The sequence below is a fragment of the Lautropia mirabilis genome, assembly GCF_900637555.1.
GTDB lineage: Bacteria > Pseudomonadota > Gammaproteobacteria > Burkholderiales > Burkholderiaceae_E > Lautropia > Lautropia mirabilis.
Window position 1 is genome coordinate 89,041 of record NZ_LR134378.1, and the last position, 17,132, is coordinate 106,172.

Consider the following 17,132-nt stretch of genomic DNA (forward strand, 5'->3'; position numbering starts at 1 on the left):
ATGCGCCCCGTGTCGAAAGGCCGGATGCTGCCATGCAGCGATGCCCTCGCCCGTGAAGAAATGCACAGGGAGGCTTTCCGGCAGTGTCCTGTCCCGGATGGCTCCGGGACACGAACAGCCTCCAATTGTAAGGCGATAGGTGCCGCCGCGCCATTTTTCACTTGCCAAAACGGGTTTGTCCTGCGCGGAAGCGGCCATGGATGCGCATGAGCCCCATGCCGCACGGGTCGTTTCGCCCATATGACGACCTCGCGGCCTGACGTGCAAGCTCTCCCACCTCGTCATGGATTCACGGGATGGCCACGATACGGCTCACCGGGGCGTCTCAGCCGCGGAATTGCTCTCCCAGGAAACCGGTCACGGCTGCCAGCGGGCGTTTCCCACAAAGTCATTGAAAAAAGGCCGCCAAAGAGTGGCTTTTCTTTTCATTCGCCTGCCCGTCCCATGGCAGCAACCGTCCATCCTGTGTTGTTTAACAACCAAAACTGTCGTTCGTAGAGTACGTCCCGCATGACGCACACATGCAAGCGCACAACGACGGCAGTTGCCCAGGTACCTGCCGGGTTCACCAACCACACGATGAACGTCAGACCATGAAAAAGCAATTCCAGATCCCGCCCGCCGAAGACTTACCTCTCTTGAACGGCATGCTCTCCTCCCAGCCGCGGACGCTGGCCGCGCTGTTCCTGAGCGCTGGCCTGCTGGCTGCCTGCGGTGGCAGCGGCGGCGAGGGCCAGCAGAGCGGTGCTCCGACATCGAGCAGCCAGCAGGAAGAAAGCCTGGCGGGCGCATTCTTCGACGCGGCCAATGAACCGGCTGCTGGCGTGGGTCAGCCGGCCGAAGGCCACGTTCCTCAGTTTCACGCCGACAAGGTGGCCAAGGCCGTCAAGGCCACGGCCACCCAGCCTGCCATCCTGAAGGCCCCGTCCTTCGGCCCGGCCGGCGAGACGATCCGCGTCGGCAAGGCGGTCACCCGCGTGATGGGTCAGTATCGCAACGGTGAGCCCGTGGAAGGCCAGCGCCTCTACGTCGGCGGCAAGGAAGTCGCCAATGGCCAGCAGGCTGCCTACACCCCGACGGCTGCCGATATCGGCAAGCAGCTGATCTACCGCGAGCGTGTCGTCAACCCCCGCACCCGCGAAGAGATCTGGGCCGAGAGCGCCCCGGTGACGGTGGTCAGCTCCACGGCGCCCGTCGCCCGCAAGGCGCCGACCTTCGGCCCCGCCGGTCGCACGATCCGTGTGGGCGAACCCGTCACCCGCGTGACGGGTGAATATGATGGCGGCGAGGCCTTCGAAGGCTTCCGTCTGCGTAACGGCAAGCCGGTCGAGAACGGCCAGCAGGCCGCCTATACGCCAGTGGCCGCCGACATCGGCCAGGTGCTGGTGTATGGCGAGCGTGTGCGCAACCCGCGCACCGGTGAAGTGATCACCGTCTACAGTGCCGAAGTGACGGTGGTCGCTGCCGGCGCTCAGGCCGCCAAGCCCGTGGTGACGGCTCCGCGCCCCGCCCCGGCTGCCGAGCAACCGGCTCCGGCCACGGCCACGGCCACGGCCACGGCCCCCACGATGACGGTGGCACCGCGCTTTGCGCCGGCCGACCAGCCGCTGATGGTCGGCGTACCCGTCACCCGCGTCTCGGGTACCTATCAGAACGGCGTGGCCTTCGAAGGCTTCCGCCTGCGCAACGGCGTCGAGATCAGCAACGGCTATGCCGCCAGCTACACCCCGGTGGAAGCGGACGTCGGCCAGAAGATCATCTACGGCGAACGCGTGCACAACCCGCGTACCGGCGAGGTCAAGACCTTCTACAGTGCGGAAGTGACGGTGGTCGATGCCGCCTCGCCCGCTCAGGTGACGGCACCGCGCATCTCGGGCAATGCCCAGGTGAAGGCTGGCGAGCGCCTGAACGCCGTGGCCGGCAGCTATCGCAATGGCCAGACCGCCTCGCGCCAGTGGCTGCGTGACGGCCAGCCGATCAGCGGCGCCACCCAGATGAGCTACTCCACCGTGTCTGCCGACGCCGGCAAGAAGGTGAGCTATTCGGAAGTGGTGCGTAACCCGTCCAACGGCAAGAGCGCCACCTTCCACAGCACGCCGGTGACGGTGGTGGCCGCCAACAGCCTGGAAGTTACCACCCAACCCTCGCTGACCACCGGCACGCGCGACGCCGTGGTAGGGCAGACGCTGGAACGCAAGCTGGGCGCCTACCAGAACGGCTACATCATGAACGCCATCTGGCGCGTGAACGGGCAGGACAAGGGCTGGGGTCCGGAATACACCCCGAGCCGCGAGGACATTGGCAAGTCGATCGTCTACACCGAAGAAGTTCGGGGCAGCGACGGCACCGTCAAGGAATTCACGGCCCCTGCCGTGCGGGTGGTGGCCTCGGCCGGTGCCCCGGCAACGGCCCCCCAGCAGCCGACCCAGGCTGCCAAGCCCGGGTATCCGACGGCCAGCACGATGCCCACCATCTCGATCGGCACCGCCAACGCGGTGGTTGGCCAGCGGCTGGTTCGCACGATGGGTTCCTACACCAACGGCTACGTGACCAACGCCATCTGGAAGGTGAACGGTGAGGACAAGGGCTGGGGTCCGGAATATGTCCCGACCTCGGCTGACGTCGGCAAGTCGATCGTCTACACCGAGGAAGTCCTGGGCCGCTCCGGCGACATCGTGAACTTCACGGCCCCGGCCGTGAAGGTGGTTGCCTCGGCCAGCGCGGCACGTCCTGCCCCCGCACCTGTGTCGGCTCCTGCCCCCGTCGCCCAGCAGAACCGCGGCGGCACCGTGAACTCGGTGCAGGAAATCATCAACGACATGAAGCTGTACAACGAGGGCGAACTGGCCGGTGTGGACAAGGGCAACGGCTGGGCCTCGGGTCCGGGCTACGTGATCATGGGCAACATCCCCCGTGGCACCAACACCCCGAGCTACTGGAGACCGGCCAACACCCACTTCAAGAGCAGCGCCACCTGGAACGCCGTCATTCCCTGGCTGGTGGTGTTCGACGGTGTGGGCAACGGTGCCACCAACACCCGGGTGCAGATGCGCAACATCAAGCTGTACATGAAGCGCAAGTCCACCAACCGCTGGGAAGTCATCATCAACCAGCCCATCTCGGGCGAGGACTACCCGAAATCGCTGCAGGGTGACCAGACGACCCGCGCCGACATCCGCTACGAAGCCGACGGCTCCCGCTCGCTCAAGCCCAACGGCCGGAACCGCGTGTTCCACGGCTGGGGCAGTCCGATCAACTTCGATGCCTGGGATCTGAAAGCGCTGGTGACCACGGTTCAGGCCCGCCTGGTGGTGGACAACCCGGCCCGTCCGGACGACCGCTCCCGTGCGAAGTTCCTGATCCACGTGGGCGCCGACTACTACCCCGAGACGAGCACGCGTGTAGCCGCCACGGCACCGGCCTACTACTTCCCGGGTGTCGGTGTCTCCCGCGCCAAGTATGTCCGCAACGAATGGCGAGCCTTCAACTTCTCGACTATCGACGCCGGCAAACCGGAACCGGGTGGCTCGATCTCGACCCAGGAACTGATCAACAACCCCCCGCCGCTGGAGTGATGCACCACCAAAACCACTCCTGACATGACAAGGCAGTAAACACGCGCGGGACTCTGACAATCATCGTTGTGTGCGTGTGGTAACGGGGGAGGCCGGCAACGGTCTCCCCCTCTTCATTGACCGGTTGCGACCGTGCAAGAAAAAGGCCGGGAACCCGAGAGGCTCTCATGCCTCCGGATTCCCGGCCTCTGCCGGATGCCCCCGAAATCAGCGACGACGGCTGGAATCGCGCGTATCGAGCCAGCCGGAGCGCCGCGACGACAGGTCCTTGCCGTTGTCGGGCTCGTCATCGTCGGCAAACATCGGCAACGTGCGCGGACCGGCCACATCGTCGATGGTCGGCTCACCGGGCATGCCCTGGCGCGGACTGGGCCGGCGGGTACCGACGGCGGGCGGCAGGTCCGCCCCCTGCTCGGGCGCTCCCCAGGCCGAGGGGTTGGCCAGATCCAGATGCTGCGGCCGAGGGCCGAAGTGCCCGGTGTGGCGAGCGCGGCGATGATGCTGCGCGCCTTCCCCGAAAGCGGGCTGCGACGGCATGCCTGCATCCGGCGCCACGTGCGAAGGCTGCACCGGCGACGAATACGGCGGCTGCGGCTGCGTCATCATGGGTTCCTGCGGTGCGGCCGGCGCCTGCGGGAAGCGAGGCTGCGACGGCACAGACACCGGACCCTGCGGCTGCGTGACCTGCTGCTGCATGGTCTGCTGCGTGGCCTGGGGTTGAGCAACCTGCCGCTGCTGCGGGGGCTGAGCCACCTGCGACGGAGCACGCTGCGCAGTCCCTGATTGCGGCCCGCGGGAAACGGCCGACGAAGGCGGAATCTGCGGCCCGGGCTGGCCGACTCCCGTGCGCCGCGGTGCAGCCGCCCCCATGCCACCAGGGGGCTGCATGCGGGGTGCGGCCGGAGACGACGCAGCCGCCGCCGGCATGCCCTGTCCCGCCGGCGCCTGGCCGGCAGGTCCCTGAGCGACCGGCCCTTGGGCGACCGGCGCCGATGCCGGCTGCCGGGGCGCCGCTTCAGCCTGAGCTTGGGCCCCCTGTGCTTTCGGGAAGGCCGAACGTGCCGTCTGGCCAGCCGTGGCCAGGTTGGCCATGGCCTGGGCCGCCGTCATCTCGGTGCTGCCCGGGGTAGCCGCTGCAGCGCTTGAGGCCGCCTGCGGATTCATGGGCTGCTGGGTGGCCGTCTGGCCAGCCTGGGCTGACGGCGCAGCTGCGGTGTACCCAGCCGAATATGCCGCCGACTGACCGGCCTGCCCTGCCTGCGCCGATGCCACGGCCTGGGCTGGCGCAGACGGCTGGCCCGGTACCGGACCCGCCTGCGGACGGGAGGCCTGGGCCTGTGTGCCTGAGATGCTCGTGCCGGCCGCAAAGGCAGGTTTGGCCTGCTGGCCATGCGCCGCATGGGACTGATCCGCAGCGCCGGTCTGCGCAGGGGCCGCCGCACCGCCGATGGGCGCCCCGGCTGCAAAGGCCGACGTGGCCTGCTGGCCGTGCACGGCATGACTCGAATCCGCAGCCGCACCCTGACCTTGCTGCCCCTGCTCCCCAGCAGGCGCCGAGTACCCCAGGTGGCGCGCCTCCTGAGCAGGCTGTTCACCGGCCTCGGCGGCCTTGCTCGCCAGAAGGCGCTGCTGCTGCCAGGCCAGTTCCTGCGGTGCCAGCACACCTTCGGTCGGGAAGATGACCTTGGTATGGCGGAAGTCGGGCTTGAAGCGTGACGGCTTGCCAGCCTTGAGCAGATCGGCGCGGGTGGGCGACATCGGGCCATGCCGATAGCGCCATGCCACCAGACCCAGCGTCAGCGACACGATGAAGGCATGACTGACCAGCACCACGGCGCTGTTCGAGTAAACCGCCATCAGCAGCGTGACCGCCAGACTGGACATCAGCATCCGGCACAGCAGACGATCCCAGGCCGTGGTGGCTTCCGCGAAGCACTTTGCCACCGTACGCATGGCACCAAAGAGGATCATGAAGTACAGGATGAAGCCGACGATACCAAAGTCCCATAGCACGGTGGACGTCGTGAGCAGGTCGATGTACATGCCCGGGTGTGCCAGGAACATGTGACCCGGATCTGGCACCAGACCGTCGACACCGTAGGAAGAGCCGACGCCAGTACCGAACAGCGTCTCGATCGGGTCGTTCCAGGACTGCGACTCGAACCAGTAGGGCACCGCCGTGAGACGGTTCACCCCGGTCGCGTAGTAGCCGCGGTTACCGAAGTTGTACTCGATGGTGTCACGCAGGTTCTCGTCGAACGACATGTTGGCAATGTCGCCCGAGGTCTGCACCACGAAGTAGAAGTAGCCCAGGATGGCCCCGAAGAAGAGCGTAGCCACCACGATGCCCAGGAACGCCAGCGGCCGCTTGGCCACCAGGTCGAAGTAGGCGGCAAACAGCACCACCGGCATCATGATCAGCACGACCTTGGTTTCACCCAGGCCCAGCGGCACCAGCAGGGCCACCGTCAGCAGCAGCGTCCAGAAGCCGTTGAGCAGCTTCTCGCGCCAGGCATAGAAGACGGCAAACAGCACCATCACCTGCAGCATGGCCATGATGGAGCTGGCGCCACCGCCGGTCATCGAGCCCTCGAAGGTACCGACGATGATGTCGAAGGGCACGAAGCCAGGCTTGTCGTAGCCCATCACGCCCGGCACCAGCACCACGCGCTGATAGAGCGTGAACGGCAGCTGCATCAGGCCCACGCCCAGGATGAAGAGCAGCCAGTTGCGGACCTGCTTCTCGCTGAACGGCACCACCGCCATCAGGAACATCACGCCCCAGAACTGGAAGTAGCGCTTGGCACCGGCCGCCACCTCGGTGATGGGACCATCGGACATCAGACCCGAGGCCACCGCCAGCACGATGAAGGCGAGGCTCGTGTAGATGAACGGGGGCATGGGCCGCTGGAAATGCTTGCTGCCCGCCACCGTGTAGAGCATGGCCGCCCCGGCCATGAAGATGCCCAGCAGCGAGAAGAGCCAGGAGATCTTGGCCATGCCGGGCGAGAAGTACCCGACCGGGCCGTTGATCAGGAACACGCCGATGAGGATCAGCCAGACGGCAATCGGCAGCGCGTTGAGCAGCAGCACGCCGGCGATGCCGCCCAGCACCAGGGCGATGAGGATCAGGTTGCCGGTGGCGACGACCAGCCCGACCAGCGCCCCCACGCCCAGGAACAGCCCGCCGATGAGCAGCGGGGTCCAGGAGTGGTTGCCTGCCAGGCGCGGCAGGCGATTCAGGATGGAGGAGACAGCCATGCGAGGTGCTTAGGAGCTTAGTTGCCGAGACGCAGGTTGGGCGGCGTCACCGTCGGGCCCGTACCGCCAATGAGGCGCTGGGCACGGGTGGACTGCGACGGCGGCAGCACGGCCAGGACCGGGATGCCGGAAGCCTGCAGCAGATCGTCGGCGCTGCGCAGCGGCTTCTGGGCAGCTTCCAGGGTGAAGGCAGCCATCAGGCCCAGGAACAGACCCAGGAACAGACCCACCGCCGTGTTGAGGATGAGGTTGGGCCGGCTGGGCAGCAGCGGCACGACGGCCGGGGTGATGATGCTGATGTTGGACAGACCGGCGCTCATGGCCACCTGGGTCTCGGTCAGACGACGCTCGACCAGGTCATAGGCCTTCTGGGCGCTGGCCAGATCCTGCTGCAGGATGGCGATCTGGTCACGCTTGCTGCGCAGCGACAGCACCTTGGCCTTCTGGGCATCCACGGCAGCCGAGAGCTCGCGCTCGCGCTGCAGGTTCACCGAGTTGGCGGTGCGGATACTGTTCTTGACGCGGCTGATCTCGGTGTTGAGGCGGGTGCGCAGCTCCTGCACCTCGGCCTGCGCCTGCAGGCGGATGGGGTGGTTGGCACCGTACTGCGACGACACTTGACCCAGCTTGGCCTCGGCACGGCCCAGGTCAGTGGTCAGCGTCTGGATGAGCTCGTTGGCCACCACTTCGGGGATGGCCATGTCACCGCCACGGCCCACCACGGCGCTGCGCGAGCGGCTCTCGGATAGGGCCGACTGGACCTGCACCAGCTGCGAGGACAGCTCCTGCAGGCGCTGGTTCTCGACGTCGATCCGCTCGTCGCTGGTGATGATGCCGCTTTCACGCTGATAGCTGGTCAGCTTGTTCTGGGCGGCCTCGACCTTGGCCTTGTACTCCTTGACCTGCGAGGCAAAACGCTCGGCGTATTCCTGAGCCGGCTTGGTGCGCAGATCGAGGGCGGCTGCCTTGTAGGCGTTGGCGAAGCCATTGGCGATCTCGGCAGCACGCTCGGCGCTGGACCATTCGGCACCGATGGCGATGGTGGTACCGTCGGTGGACGAGGTGACCTTGATGGACTTCAGCAGCACGGTGGCCAGCCAGTCATCGATGTTGCCCCGACCCTTGGTGGCCTTCTGCCAGTCGGTCTGGACGTCCTCGTCCTGGGCAAGCTTCAGGTCCTTGATGACCCGATCGACCACCTGGCTGCTCTGGATCAGCTCGGTCTGGCTGGCCAGCATGTTGCGGATGGTCTCACGGGTGGGCGCCGCCATACCGGACACCTGGTCGACCGTGTTGGCATCGACGTAGACCGTGGTGGCGGCGCTGTAGCGCTTGCTCATCAGCAGGCTGCCGGTGATGGCCATGAGCGTGGTGATGGCCACGATCGACGCGACCAGCCAGAATCGCGATCGGAGAATTCCAAAAAGCAAGTCGAAACGCATAGGACTACCTGGAGTTGGCACGGAAGTGCCGATTGTGAATGGAGCGACGGTTCGAGGCGGTGAGAAACTGCACATCGTCCGCGGCGCGGGACCGCGGGTCGCATGGAGATTCGATGGTGCCGGCCACGGAAACACACGGTCGACCGACCGCGCGGCGGCTCCGCGCCGGCGCCGGACGGCTGGGCATCGACTTCCTCGACACCCGGTATTATCCCAGTATCCGGCTATGTATGGGGCTGGATGTCACGCATGCCGACAGCCCAAACGGCGCGAATGCGCGCCAGATGTGGCATGAAAGCCCGTGCGCTGCCCTTGGAACAACGGCCCAGGGCCTGCGGCCGATGACGGACCGGCCTGAAGCGATACCAGGGCCGGGGCGGTATTATCGCAAGGATCGCCCCCGGGGATTATGAAATTTCCGGTCCCATGATGCGGGTTCGTAGCCGGCACGTAATGCGCATGTAAAAGCCATGCCGATTGCCGACATACTGTGGCGCGTCCATGCCGCAGGCCGCAGCTCCTGCGCCACACTGACGCAAACGGGCCTCCAGCCCCGGCAGATGCCGCGGCCGTGCACAAATGCCTCGCCCCGCTGCCCGGCACGCGGCATGATGGACCGATCCGCCGATACGGGCCCCCGTCACGGGGTCCCGATCCGGCGCGAAGGCGTCCGGTGGCCGGGCAATTTCCCTGTCCGGCCCACGTCGGAGGCTGCGCGCCGCCGCAGAATCAGGGACAATGCCGACATGGATGCCCTGCCGTGCCGCGGGCACATTCCGCGGATTGGCGAGCCGCCGGGCCGTCATCGCCCTGCTGCCTGCCGGCCATGGCCGGCAACGCCTTCTGTTTCACCCGATTCCTCAGACACCATTTTGCCAACATGAACAACCCGATCGACCAAGCGCCGGCAGGCTCTTCCTCGAACTACTCCGGTGGCCGCCAGGCAACTGGCACCGCCCTGGTCCGGGATGACGGCACCCGGCTGCCCGACTTCAATCAGGCCAACCGCAAGACCCTGATGATGGGTGGCATCCTGGTCGCCAACGGCAAGCTGCGTCAGGACCAGATCGACCTGGTGCTCAACGAGCAGCGTGTCACCAACCTGCGCTTCGGCGAGACCGCCATGCGCATGCGCCTGGTCTCCCACGCCGATGTGGAAGAGGCGCTGGCCATCCAGTTCGGCTATTCGTCGTCGCGGGCCTCGGCCCTGGCGCTGCCCGACAAGGTCACCAGCGCGGTCAACCCCTACTCGCCGTTCGCCGAAGCGCTGCGCGGCCTGCGCAGCCAGCTGATGACGCGCTGGTTCGACGGCTCGCCCGACCGCCGCACGCTGGCCATCACCAGCGTGGACCGCGGCGACGGCAAGAGCTTCGTCTGCGCCAACCTGGGCGTGGCCTTCTCGCAGATCGGCCAGCGCACCCTGGTCATCGACGGTGACCTGCGCCATCCCACCCAGCACCTGAACTTCGGCCTGCGCAACCAGATGGGCCTGTCGGGCATCCTCAGCGGTCGCGCCGGTCTGGAAGAGGTGATGGAGTTCCCCACCCTGCCCAACCTGGCCGTGCTGCCGTCGGGCCCGCAACCCCCGAACCCGCAGGAACTGCTGGGCCGCGACATCTTCATGGACCTGCTGCAGACGCTGGCGGGCCACTATGACGTGATCCTGATCGACACCCCGTCGGCCCAGGAAGCGTCGGACGCCATGGTGATCGGCCAGCGCGCCGGCGCTGCGCTCATCGTCGGTCGTCGCAACAAGACGAAGGCCACCGAGATCGCGCAACTGGCCTCGGTGATGGCCAGCTCGAACATCGCGCTGCTGGGCGCCTCGCTGAACGAGTACTGATCCCACCCCCCAAACGGACTCCCCTGGGGATCCTCTGAACAAGTCACCGCGACTTATCCAGAGGATCCCTGACAGGCGAGCGGCTGCCACGGCCGCTCGCCTGTCTGCTTTCTGCAGCAGTCAGCGGGCAATTGCCTGTATATTCGGACAGAACCGGAACCGTCCGCCCGATCCGAATGCCGAACATTCCCACCCTCATGCCCGTGCTGGGCCTGCTGGCCACTGCGGTCGCCGCCTTCGTCATCATCCTGAAAGGGCTGGTGATCCCGGTGCTGCTGGCCCTGCTGGTGTACGCCTGGAGCTGCCTGCTGGCCGACCGCATCGTGCAGGCGCACAAGCCGTCGGCCCTGTCCCTGGGCTACTACCCCAAGCGCTGGCCGGCCGTCATCAGCGGAACCGTCGTTTCGGTGCTGGTCATCACGGCCTTCGTCTTCCTGACGTACTGGACCATCCATCTGGCCTCATCCAATGACCTGCGCATCTTCCTGGTGCGCATCGAGGATTCGCTGGAGGTGCTGCGCCAGGCGCTGCCCGAGGCGGCTGCCAAGGTGATCCCCGAGAACTGGGCGGACCTGAAGGCGCAGCTCTTCAACGTCGTGCGCAGCAAGGCGGCCGTGCTGGGCAGCGTGGGCGGCGTGGTGGTGCACACCATCGTGCAGTCGCTGTTCGCCATTCTGGTGGGCGCGCTGGCGGCGGTCTCCACGTGGCAGCCGCACCGGCTGCGATCGGACCGGCTGTTCATCGCGCGGCTGCTGGTGGTGCTGGAGCGGGTGGCCATCGCCCAGATGCGCATTGCACTCTTCAACACCACGATGACGGCCCTTTACCTGTTCGTGGTGCTGCCGCTCTTCCAGGTCCAGCTACCCTTCCGCGGGCTGCTGTGCATGTTCACGCTGCTGACGGGCGTGCTGCCGGTGCTGGGCAACCTGATGGCGAACACGGTGCTGTCGCTGATCTCGTTTGCGGTCTCGCCGTGGGTAGCCGTCAGCTCGCTGGTCTTCCTGGTGCTGATCCACAAGCTGGAATACGTGATCAACGCCCGCACGGTGGGCTCGAAGATCTCGATGAACTCGTGGGAAATCCTGGCGGCGATGCTGACCGGCGAGTCGCTGTTCGGCGTGCCGGGCCTGGTGACGGCACCCCTGCTCTACCCGTTCTTCAAGCGTGAGATTGCCCGGCTCTGGACGCGCTTCAACAACGCGCCGGTGGCGCCGCATACGGCGCCCCTGCCAGAGCCGCACCCCCACGAGTGAGCACGCAAGCTGCGCAAAGCGCAGCCTTCCCCCTGGACCTTACCGGCCCCGGCTGGCGTTGACCTGCGCTTCCTTCTCGAGCAGCTCTTCCCAGCGGGTCATCATGTCCAGCACCTTCTGTTCCTTGTCGGCCAGGGCGGTCTGGAAGTCCTTGATCTGCTCGGGCGGCTGCCGGAAGAAGTCGGGCTCGTTCATGCGGGCCTGATCGGCGGCAATCTCGGCCTCCAGCGTCTCGATCTCGCCGGGCAGGTTGGCCAGGTCGCGCACCTCGCGGTTGCTGAGGGTGAGGCGCCCGCCCCGGGGCCTGGCCGCCTCGGAGGAAGCGGAGGAAGCCCCTGCCGGACTGGACGCAGAGCCGGCCGCATCCGCCGCCTGCGCGCCGGAAGCGCTTGCCGCGCGGTTGGCCGTGTCACCACCCTCCGCGCCTGCCTGCCCGGCTGACGACGCGATGACCGCCGCGCCGAAGCCCGACGGCGCCTGGTTCGGCTGGGTCTGACGCCAGGCCAGCCAGTCGGAATAGCCGCCCACCAGCTCCAGCCAGTGGCCATCGCCCTGGGCCACCAGCACCGACGTGACCACGTTGTCGAGGAAGCGCCGGTCGTGGCTGACCAGCAGCAGCGTGCCCGGGTAGGACTGCAGCATGCTTTCCAGCAGGTCGATGGATTCCAGGTCCAGGTCGTTGGTGGGCTCGTCCAGCACCAGCAGGTTGGCCGGGCGGGCAAACAGGCGCGCCAGCAGCAGGCGGTTGCGCTCACCGCCCGACAGGGTGCGCACCGGCGAGTTGGCGCGGTTGGACGGGAACAGGAAGTCCTGCAGATAGCTCATGATGTGGCGACGCGCGCCATTGATCTCGACGTATTCCGAGCCGGGGCTGACCGTGTTGGCCACACTCTGCTCGGGGTCGAGCTGCTCGCGCAGCTGATCGAAATAGGCAATCTGCAGGTTGGAGCCCAGCCGCACCGAGCCGGTGTCGGGCGGGTACTCGCCCAGAATGAGCTTGAGCAGCGTGGACTTGCCGATGCCGTTGGGCCCAATCAGGCCGATGCGGTCGCCGCGCATGATGGTGAGGTCCAGGTCGCGCACCAGGCAACGCCCGCCCAGGCTGATGCCGGCCTGACGGGTCTCGCAGACCAGCTTGCCGGAGCGTTCGCCTGCATCCACCTCCAGCCGGATCTGGCCGGTGCGCTCGCGCCGGGCGGCCCGCGCCTCGCGCAGTGCCTCCAGCCGCCGCACACGGCCTTCGTTGCGGGTGCGGCGCGCCTCGATGCCCTTGCGGATCCAGACCTCTTCCTGCGCCCAGAACTTGTCGAACTTGCGGTTGGCCACCGCCTCGGCTTCCAGCTGCTCGCCGCGCACCTTCTCGTAGGTGGCGAAGTTGCCGGGGAAACTGCGCACCAGCCCGCGATCCAGCTCGATGATGCGGGTGGCCACCTGGTCGAGGAACCGCCGGTCGTGCGTGATGATGATGGCCGCCGGCCCTGCGTTGACGATGGCCTCCAGCGCCTCGATGGCCTCGATATCGAGATGGTTGGTGGGCTCGTCCAGCAGCAGCAGGTCCGGTTCCAGCGCAAAGGCCAGCGCCAGCGCCGCCCGCTTGTTCTGCCCGCCCGAAAGCCCTTCGGGATCAACCTCCGGGTCGACACCGAAGCGGTCCAGCTCGGCGCGCAGCCGCGCCTGCAGCGCCCAGTAGCGCCGTTCATCCCGCTCGTCCACCAGCCCGGCCGCCGTGCCGCGCGCCAGCAGGCTCTCGAAAAGCGTACCGGCCGGCGGCAGCACCGGCTCCTGCTCCACCAGCACGATGCGCAGGCCGTCGCGCACCACTGCACGCCCGTCATCAAGCTGGATGCGGCCGGCAATGACGTTGAGCAGACTGGACTTACCGGTGCCGTTGCGACCGATCAGCCCAAGCCGCTCGCCGGCAGTCAGAGTGAAGGCCGCCCCATCCAGCAGGGGATGGGCACCAAAGGCCAGGCCGGCATCGATCAGGCTGAAGAGGACACTCACGGAAGGGATCTCGTTGCAGGTGGAGGGGCTCAGGTCAGTGTCGATGGCTCCCGGGCCCCGCCTGTAGATGGGCAGGCCCGAAGAGTTGGGAGCCGCGCACACCGCTGGCGGGACGACCGCCAACCGGGCAAGCGCAGAAAGACACTTCCGGGATTCTAGGAGCTTGGGCGGCAGAAAGCACCCGGCCCCTCATGGATGCGGGCCCTCAGTCCTGAGCGCACTGCGTTGCCTGAAATGCATGCGCGTGGCCGGCCCGCAGGATGGGAACCGGCCTGCCTGGGCTGAGCCGACCTCAGCTTTTGGCCAGCGGCTGCGTCCGCGCCTCCAGCCACGCCAGCGCAGCGCCCTGCAGGCGCGGCGCCAGCTTCTCGCGCACCAGCGCGTGATAGGCATTCACCCACTGGATTTCCGTGGGGGTCATCAGCGCCGTGTCCATCAGCCGCGTGTCGATCGGGCACAGCGTGAGCGGCTCGAAGTGGAGGAACTGGCCGAATTCCGTTTCCTTCGGGTTTGCCACCGGCTGGTTCACCACCAGGTTCTCGATGCGGATGCCCCACTTGCCGGGCCGGTAGATGCCGGGCTCGATGGACGTGATCATGCCCACCTTCAGGGCGCCCTGCGGCAGCACCGGCGCGTGCCAGGAAATCACCTGCGGGCCTTCGTGCACGTTCATGAAGTAGCCCACGCCATGGCCGGTGCCATGGCCGTAGTCACACTGCTGCTGCCACATGGGCTTGCGGCAGATGGCATCCAGCAGCGGGCCGGCGATGCCTTCCGGGAAGATCGTCTCGGCCAGTGCGATGTGCGCCTTCAGCACCAGCGTGTTGTCGCGCTTGTGCGCGGCGCTGGGCGTCCCCACCGGCACCACGCGGGTGATGTCGGTGGTGCCGTTCAGGTACTGGCCGCCGGAATCAATCAGCAGGAGGCCATCCCCACGGATCTCGCTGAATGCCTCGGGCGTGGCCGAATAATGGGGCAGCGCGGCATTGGCGTTGAAGCCGGCAATGGTGCCGAAACTGGGCGAGACGAAATTCGGCCGCTGGCTGCGGAATTCCAGCAGCATCCGGTCGATGTCCAGCTCGTTGAGCACTTCGCCCCGGGCCAGACGGGTCTCGAAATCGGCAAAGAAATGGCAGAGCGCCACGCCGTCCTCGATCATCGCCTCACGGGTGTGGGCCACATCGGCCGGCGACTTGACGGACTTGAAGAGCGTGCTGGGATTGACCGACTCGATGACCGGCACCGTGCCCTTGAGCGATTGCAGCGTGCTGGCGGCCACCTTGGCCGGGTCCACCAGCAGGCTGTCGGACAGCCGGGCGATGTCGTCTGCCGCCTTCTCATACGGTGCCACCGAAATGCCGGCCGCCGCCAGCGCCTCACGCGCAGGTTCCGTCAGGCGCGAGTCGTCCACGTACAGCGTGGCGCTGGACGCCCCGATGAGCAGGTGCGCCAGGAAGACCGGGTTGTAGGAGACATCATTGCCACGCAGATTGGTGAGCCAGGCGATGTCATCCAGCGACGAGATCAGGTGATGGGCCGCGCCCTTTTCCTGCATGGCGGCACGCACGCGGGCCAGCTTCTCGGCGGCAGATTCCGACACGAATTCCGCTGCATGCACCACCACCGGCTCGGCCGGCAGCGCCGGGCGCTCCGTCCAGATACCGGCCAGCAGGTCGCCATCGGCCCGCAGCTGGATGCCCTTGGCCACGAAGGCCTGCTCCAGCTGGCGCTTGGCCGCACGCGACAGCATGTCGGGCGCCACCCCCACCACGGCCCCTTGGCCCAGGGCCTCGGCCAGGGCTTCCACGTGCGTGCGCCCCCGGCCCAGCTTCTGCAGCTGGATGCCGGTGCCGGCCAGCTGCGCCGTGGCCTGCTCCCAGTAGCGGCTGTCGGCCCACAGGTCGGCCGTGGCAGCCGTGACCACCAGCGTGCCCACCGAGCCCGTGAAGCCCGACACCCAGCGCCGGCCCTGCCAGTGCTCGGGCAGGTATTCAGAGAGGTGCGGATCGGCCGACGGAATGATCCAGGCATCAATGCCCTGTTTCTGCATGGTCTGGCGCAGTGCGGCCAGACGTTGGACGGGGCCCTGCAGGGCGGAGGAAGAAGAGACAGCGTTCATGACGAAAAAAATAGGATCCTGGATGACCGAAGAAACAGGAGAAAGACGGGAGAAGCCTGCAGCAGGCTACAAGAAGTGCAGGCCGACCACAGGAGCCGGCAGACCGTGCCCTTCAGGACGGCCTGCCCGGGCGGATGCATCGCCCCCTCAATCCACGTCCTTCAGCATGCGGTTGAGCACCGGCACCAGCACCAACAGCGCGACCGCACACACCAGACTGATCACCGTCAGCTCGACATAGAAGTCTGCGGCGGCTTCCTTGCTGTAGTGGGCGTCGAACAGCACGCCACCTGCGGTGAAGCCCAGCGACAGCGACAGGAAGTTCACCGCCACCATCTGCGTGCGGAACGAGGCCGGTGCGATCTTGGTGGCCAGCGAGATGGCGATGGGCGAAATGAGCAGCTCGGCCACCGTGACCAGGAAGAGCACGCCCACGAACACCAGCATTGACATCGGCTCGCCCGCCTTGATGTAAGGCACGAAGCAATAGTAGCCCGCCGCCAGCACGAAGAGCGAGAGCACGAACTTCATCGGCGTACGGGGCTGCTTGTCACCCAGCTTCGTCCACAGCGTGGCCATCGTGCCCGCCAGGATGATCACCCACATGCTCTGGGCCGAAGCCGACCAGGACACCGGTGCCTCCCAGTCCCCGATGCGGCGCACCACCGTCTCGTCAAAGTACACCACCACCGACGTGAACACCTGGAACCACAGCATCCAGAACACGCAGGCCGCCAGGAAAAGCGGCACATAGGCCAGCACGTGGCGCTTCTCGCTGGCCGAGAAACTGGGGCCCAGCAGCATGCGCCCGAAGTAGCCCAGCACGGCCACGATGTTGATGCCCAGCACCACCGACGAGAAGTTGCCCGTGTGGATGATATTCGCCCCGAAGAGCGCACCGACCACCGCGATCACGGCAACAGCAGCAAGCTGCACGCGCACGCGCTGTGCCGGCGACAGCGGATTGGGCACCGGCAGCTGCGGCAGTCCTGCCCGACCGCGCGCATAGCGCCACAGCCCGAAGGCCATGCCCAGCGCCGCGGCACCAAAACCATAGTGGAAGCCCATCTCGGTCTGCAGCACGCCGGTCAGCAGCGGCCCGAAGAAGCCGCCGATGTTCACGGCCAGATAGAAGATGGAAAAGCCTGCATCACGCAGCGCATGCCACTGCGGATCCTCATAGAGCGCCCCCACCATGGAACTGGCCGAGGACTTCACCCCGCCACTGCCCAGCGCGATGCACACCAGACCCACCACCAGCCCGGAGATGCCCGGCAGCAGCGCCAGCGCGATGTGCCCCAGCATCACCACGATGCCGGAATAGAACAGCGTGCGCTCGGCTCCCAGCACCCGGTCGGCCAGCCAGCCGCCCAGGATGGTGGCCAGATAGACGCTGCCGCCGTAGATGCCGACGATGCCGCCCGCCAGCCCCTGATCGATGCCCAGCCCTCCCCGGGTGACCTCATAGTAGAGATAGATGAGCAGGATGCTCTGCATCCCGTAATAGGAGAAACGCTCCCACAGCTCAATGTGAAAGAGCGTGGACAGCGGCCGGGGATGGCCGAAGAAAGTATCCGGGACGTGACGTGGCATGTGCCTCTCCTTGCGCGCCCGGGCGGCACGAAGGGACGGCAA

Annotated in this window: 8 protein-coding genes; 3 read left to right on the forward strand and 5 right to left on the reverse strand. The window is 66.8% G+C overall.

What is annotated here, in order from left to right; all coding sequences use genetic code 11:
• Positions 1-593: 593 nt before the first annotated feature.
• Positions 594-3,575, forward strand: coding sequence for a hypothetical protein (locus EL249_RS00390; RefSeq protein ID WP_005675073.1), 2,982 nt, complete (start codon positions 594-596; stop codon positions 3,573-3,575).
• 207 nt (positions 3,576-3,782) lie between these two features.
• Here the strand turns inward: EL249_RS00390 and EL249_RS00395 are convergent, their stop codons facing one another.
• Together EL249_RS00395 and epsF are read right to left on the reverse strand one after the other, a co-directional pair.
• On the reverse strand, positions 3,783-6,836 hold the full coding sequence (locus EL249_RS00395; protein ID WP_005675071.1) for a hypothetical protein: 3,054 nt from the start codon (positions 6,834-6,836) through the stop codon (positions 3,783-3,785).
• A gap of 17 nt (positions 6,837-6,853) precedes the next feature.
• Positions 6,854-8,353, reverse strand: coding sequence for a chain length determinant protein EpsF (gene epsF / locus EL249_RS00400; RefSeq protein ID WP_083799589.1), 1,500 nt, complete (start codon positions 8,351-8,353; stop codon positions 6,854-6,856).
• 805 nt (positions 8,354-9,158) lie between these two features.
• On the opposite strand from epsF, the gene EL249_RS00405 reads away from it, so the two are divergent.
• Positions 9,159-10,121: a polysaccharide biosynthesis tyrosine autokinase gene (locus EL249_RS00405; RefSeq protein ID WP_169311706.1), complete on the forward strand. Its 963-nt coding sequence runs from the start codon at positions 9,159-9,161 to the stop codon at positions 10,119-10,121.
• 176 nt (positions 10,122-10,297) lie between these two features.
• Positions 10,298-11,374: an AI-2E family transporter gene (locus EL249_RS00410; RefSeq protein ID WP_005675067.1), complete on the forward strand. Its 1,077-nt coding sequence runs from the start codon at positions 10,298-10,300 to the stop codon at positions 11,372-11,374.
• A gap of 39 nt (positions 11,375-11,413) precedes the next feature.
• On the opposite strand, the gene EL249_RS00415 is transcribed toward EL249_RS00410, so the two are convergent.
• The 3 genes from EL249_RS00415 to EL249_RS00425 all read right to left on the reverse strand — a co-directional run bounded on the left by EL249_RS00415 (position 11,414) and on the right by EL249_RS00425 (position 17,090).
• A complete protein-coding gene (locus EL249_RS00415; RefSeq protein WP_050782104.1) occupies positions 11,414-13,378 on the reverse strand; it encodes an ATP-binding cassette domain-containing protein in 1,965 nt (654 codons plus the stop codon).
• Positions 13,379-13,670: 292 nt separating this feature from the next.
• On the reverse strand, positions 13,671-15,497 hold the full coding sequence (locus EL249_RS00420) for an aminopeptidase P family protein (protein WP_005675065.1): 1,827 nt from the start codon (positions 15,495-15,497) through the stop codon (positions 13,671-13,673).
• Between the two features lie 147 nt (positions 15,498-15,644).
• A complete protein-coding gene (locus tag EL249_RS00425; protein ID WP_005675064.1) occupies positions 15,645-17,090 on the reverse strand; it encodes a peptide MFS transporter in 1,446 nt (481 codons plus the stop codon).
• Positions 17,091-17,132: the final 42 nt, after the last annotated feature.

What these genes read in the sequence shown, in the direction of transcription:
- EL249_RS00390 (WP_005675073.1), top strand. Translation starts at nt 594, where the DNA reads ATGAAAAAGCAATTCCAGATCCCGCCCGCCGAAGACTTACCTCTCTTG.
- EL249_RS00395 (WP_005675071.1), bottom strand. Translation starts at nt 6,836, where the DNA reads ATGGCTGTCTCCTCCATCCTGAATCGCCTGCCGCGCCTGGCAGGCAAC.
- epsF (WP_083799589.1), bottom strand. Translation starts at nt 8,353, where the DNA reads ATGTGCAGTTTCTCACCGCCTCGAACCGTCGCTCCATTCACAATCGGC.
- EL249_RS00405 (WP_169311706.1), top strand. Translation starts at nt 9,159, where the DNA reads ATGAACAACCCGATCGACCAAGCGCCGGCAGGCTCTTCCTCGAACTAC.
- EL249_RS00410 (WP_005675067.1), top strand. Translation starts at nt 10,298, where the DNA reads ATGCCGAACATTCCCACCCTCATGCCCGTGCTGGGCCTGCTGGCCACT.
- EL249_RS00420 (WP_005675065.1), bottom strand. Translation starts at nt 15,497, where the DNA reads ATGAACGCTGTCTCTTCTTCCTCCGCCCTGCAGGGCCCCGTCCAACGT.
- EL249_RS00425 (WP_005675064.1), bottom strand. Translation starts at nt 17,090, where the DNA reads ATGCCACGTCACGTCCCGGATACTTTCTTCGGCCATCCCCGGCCGCTG.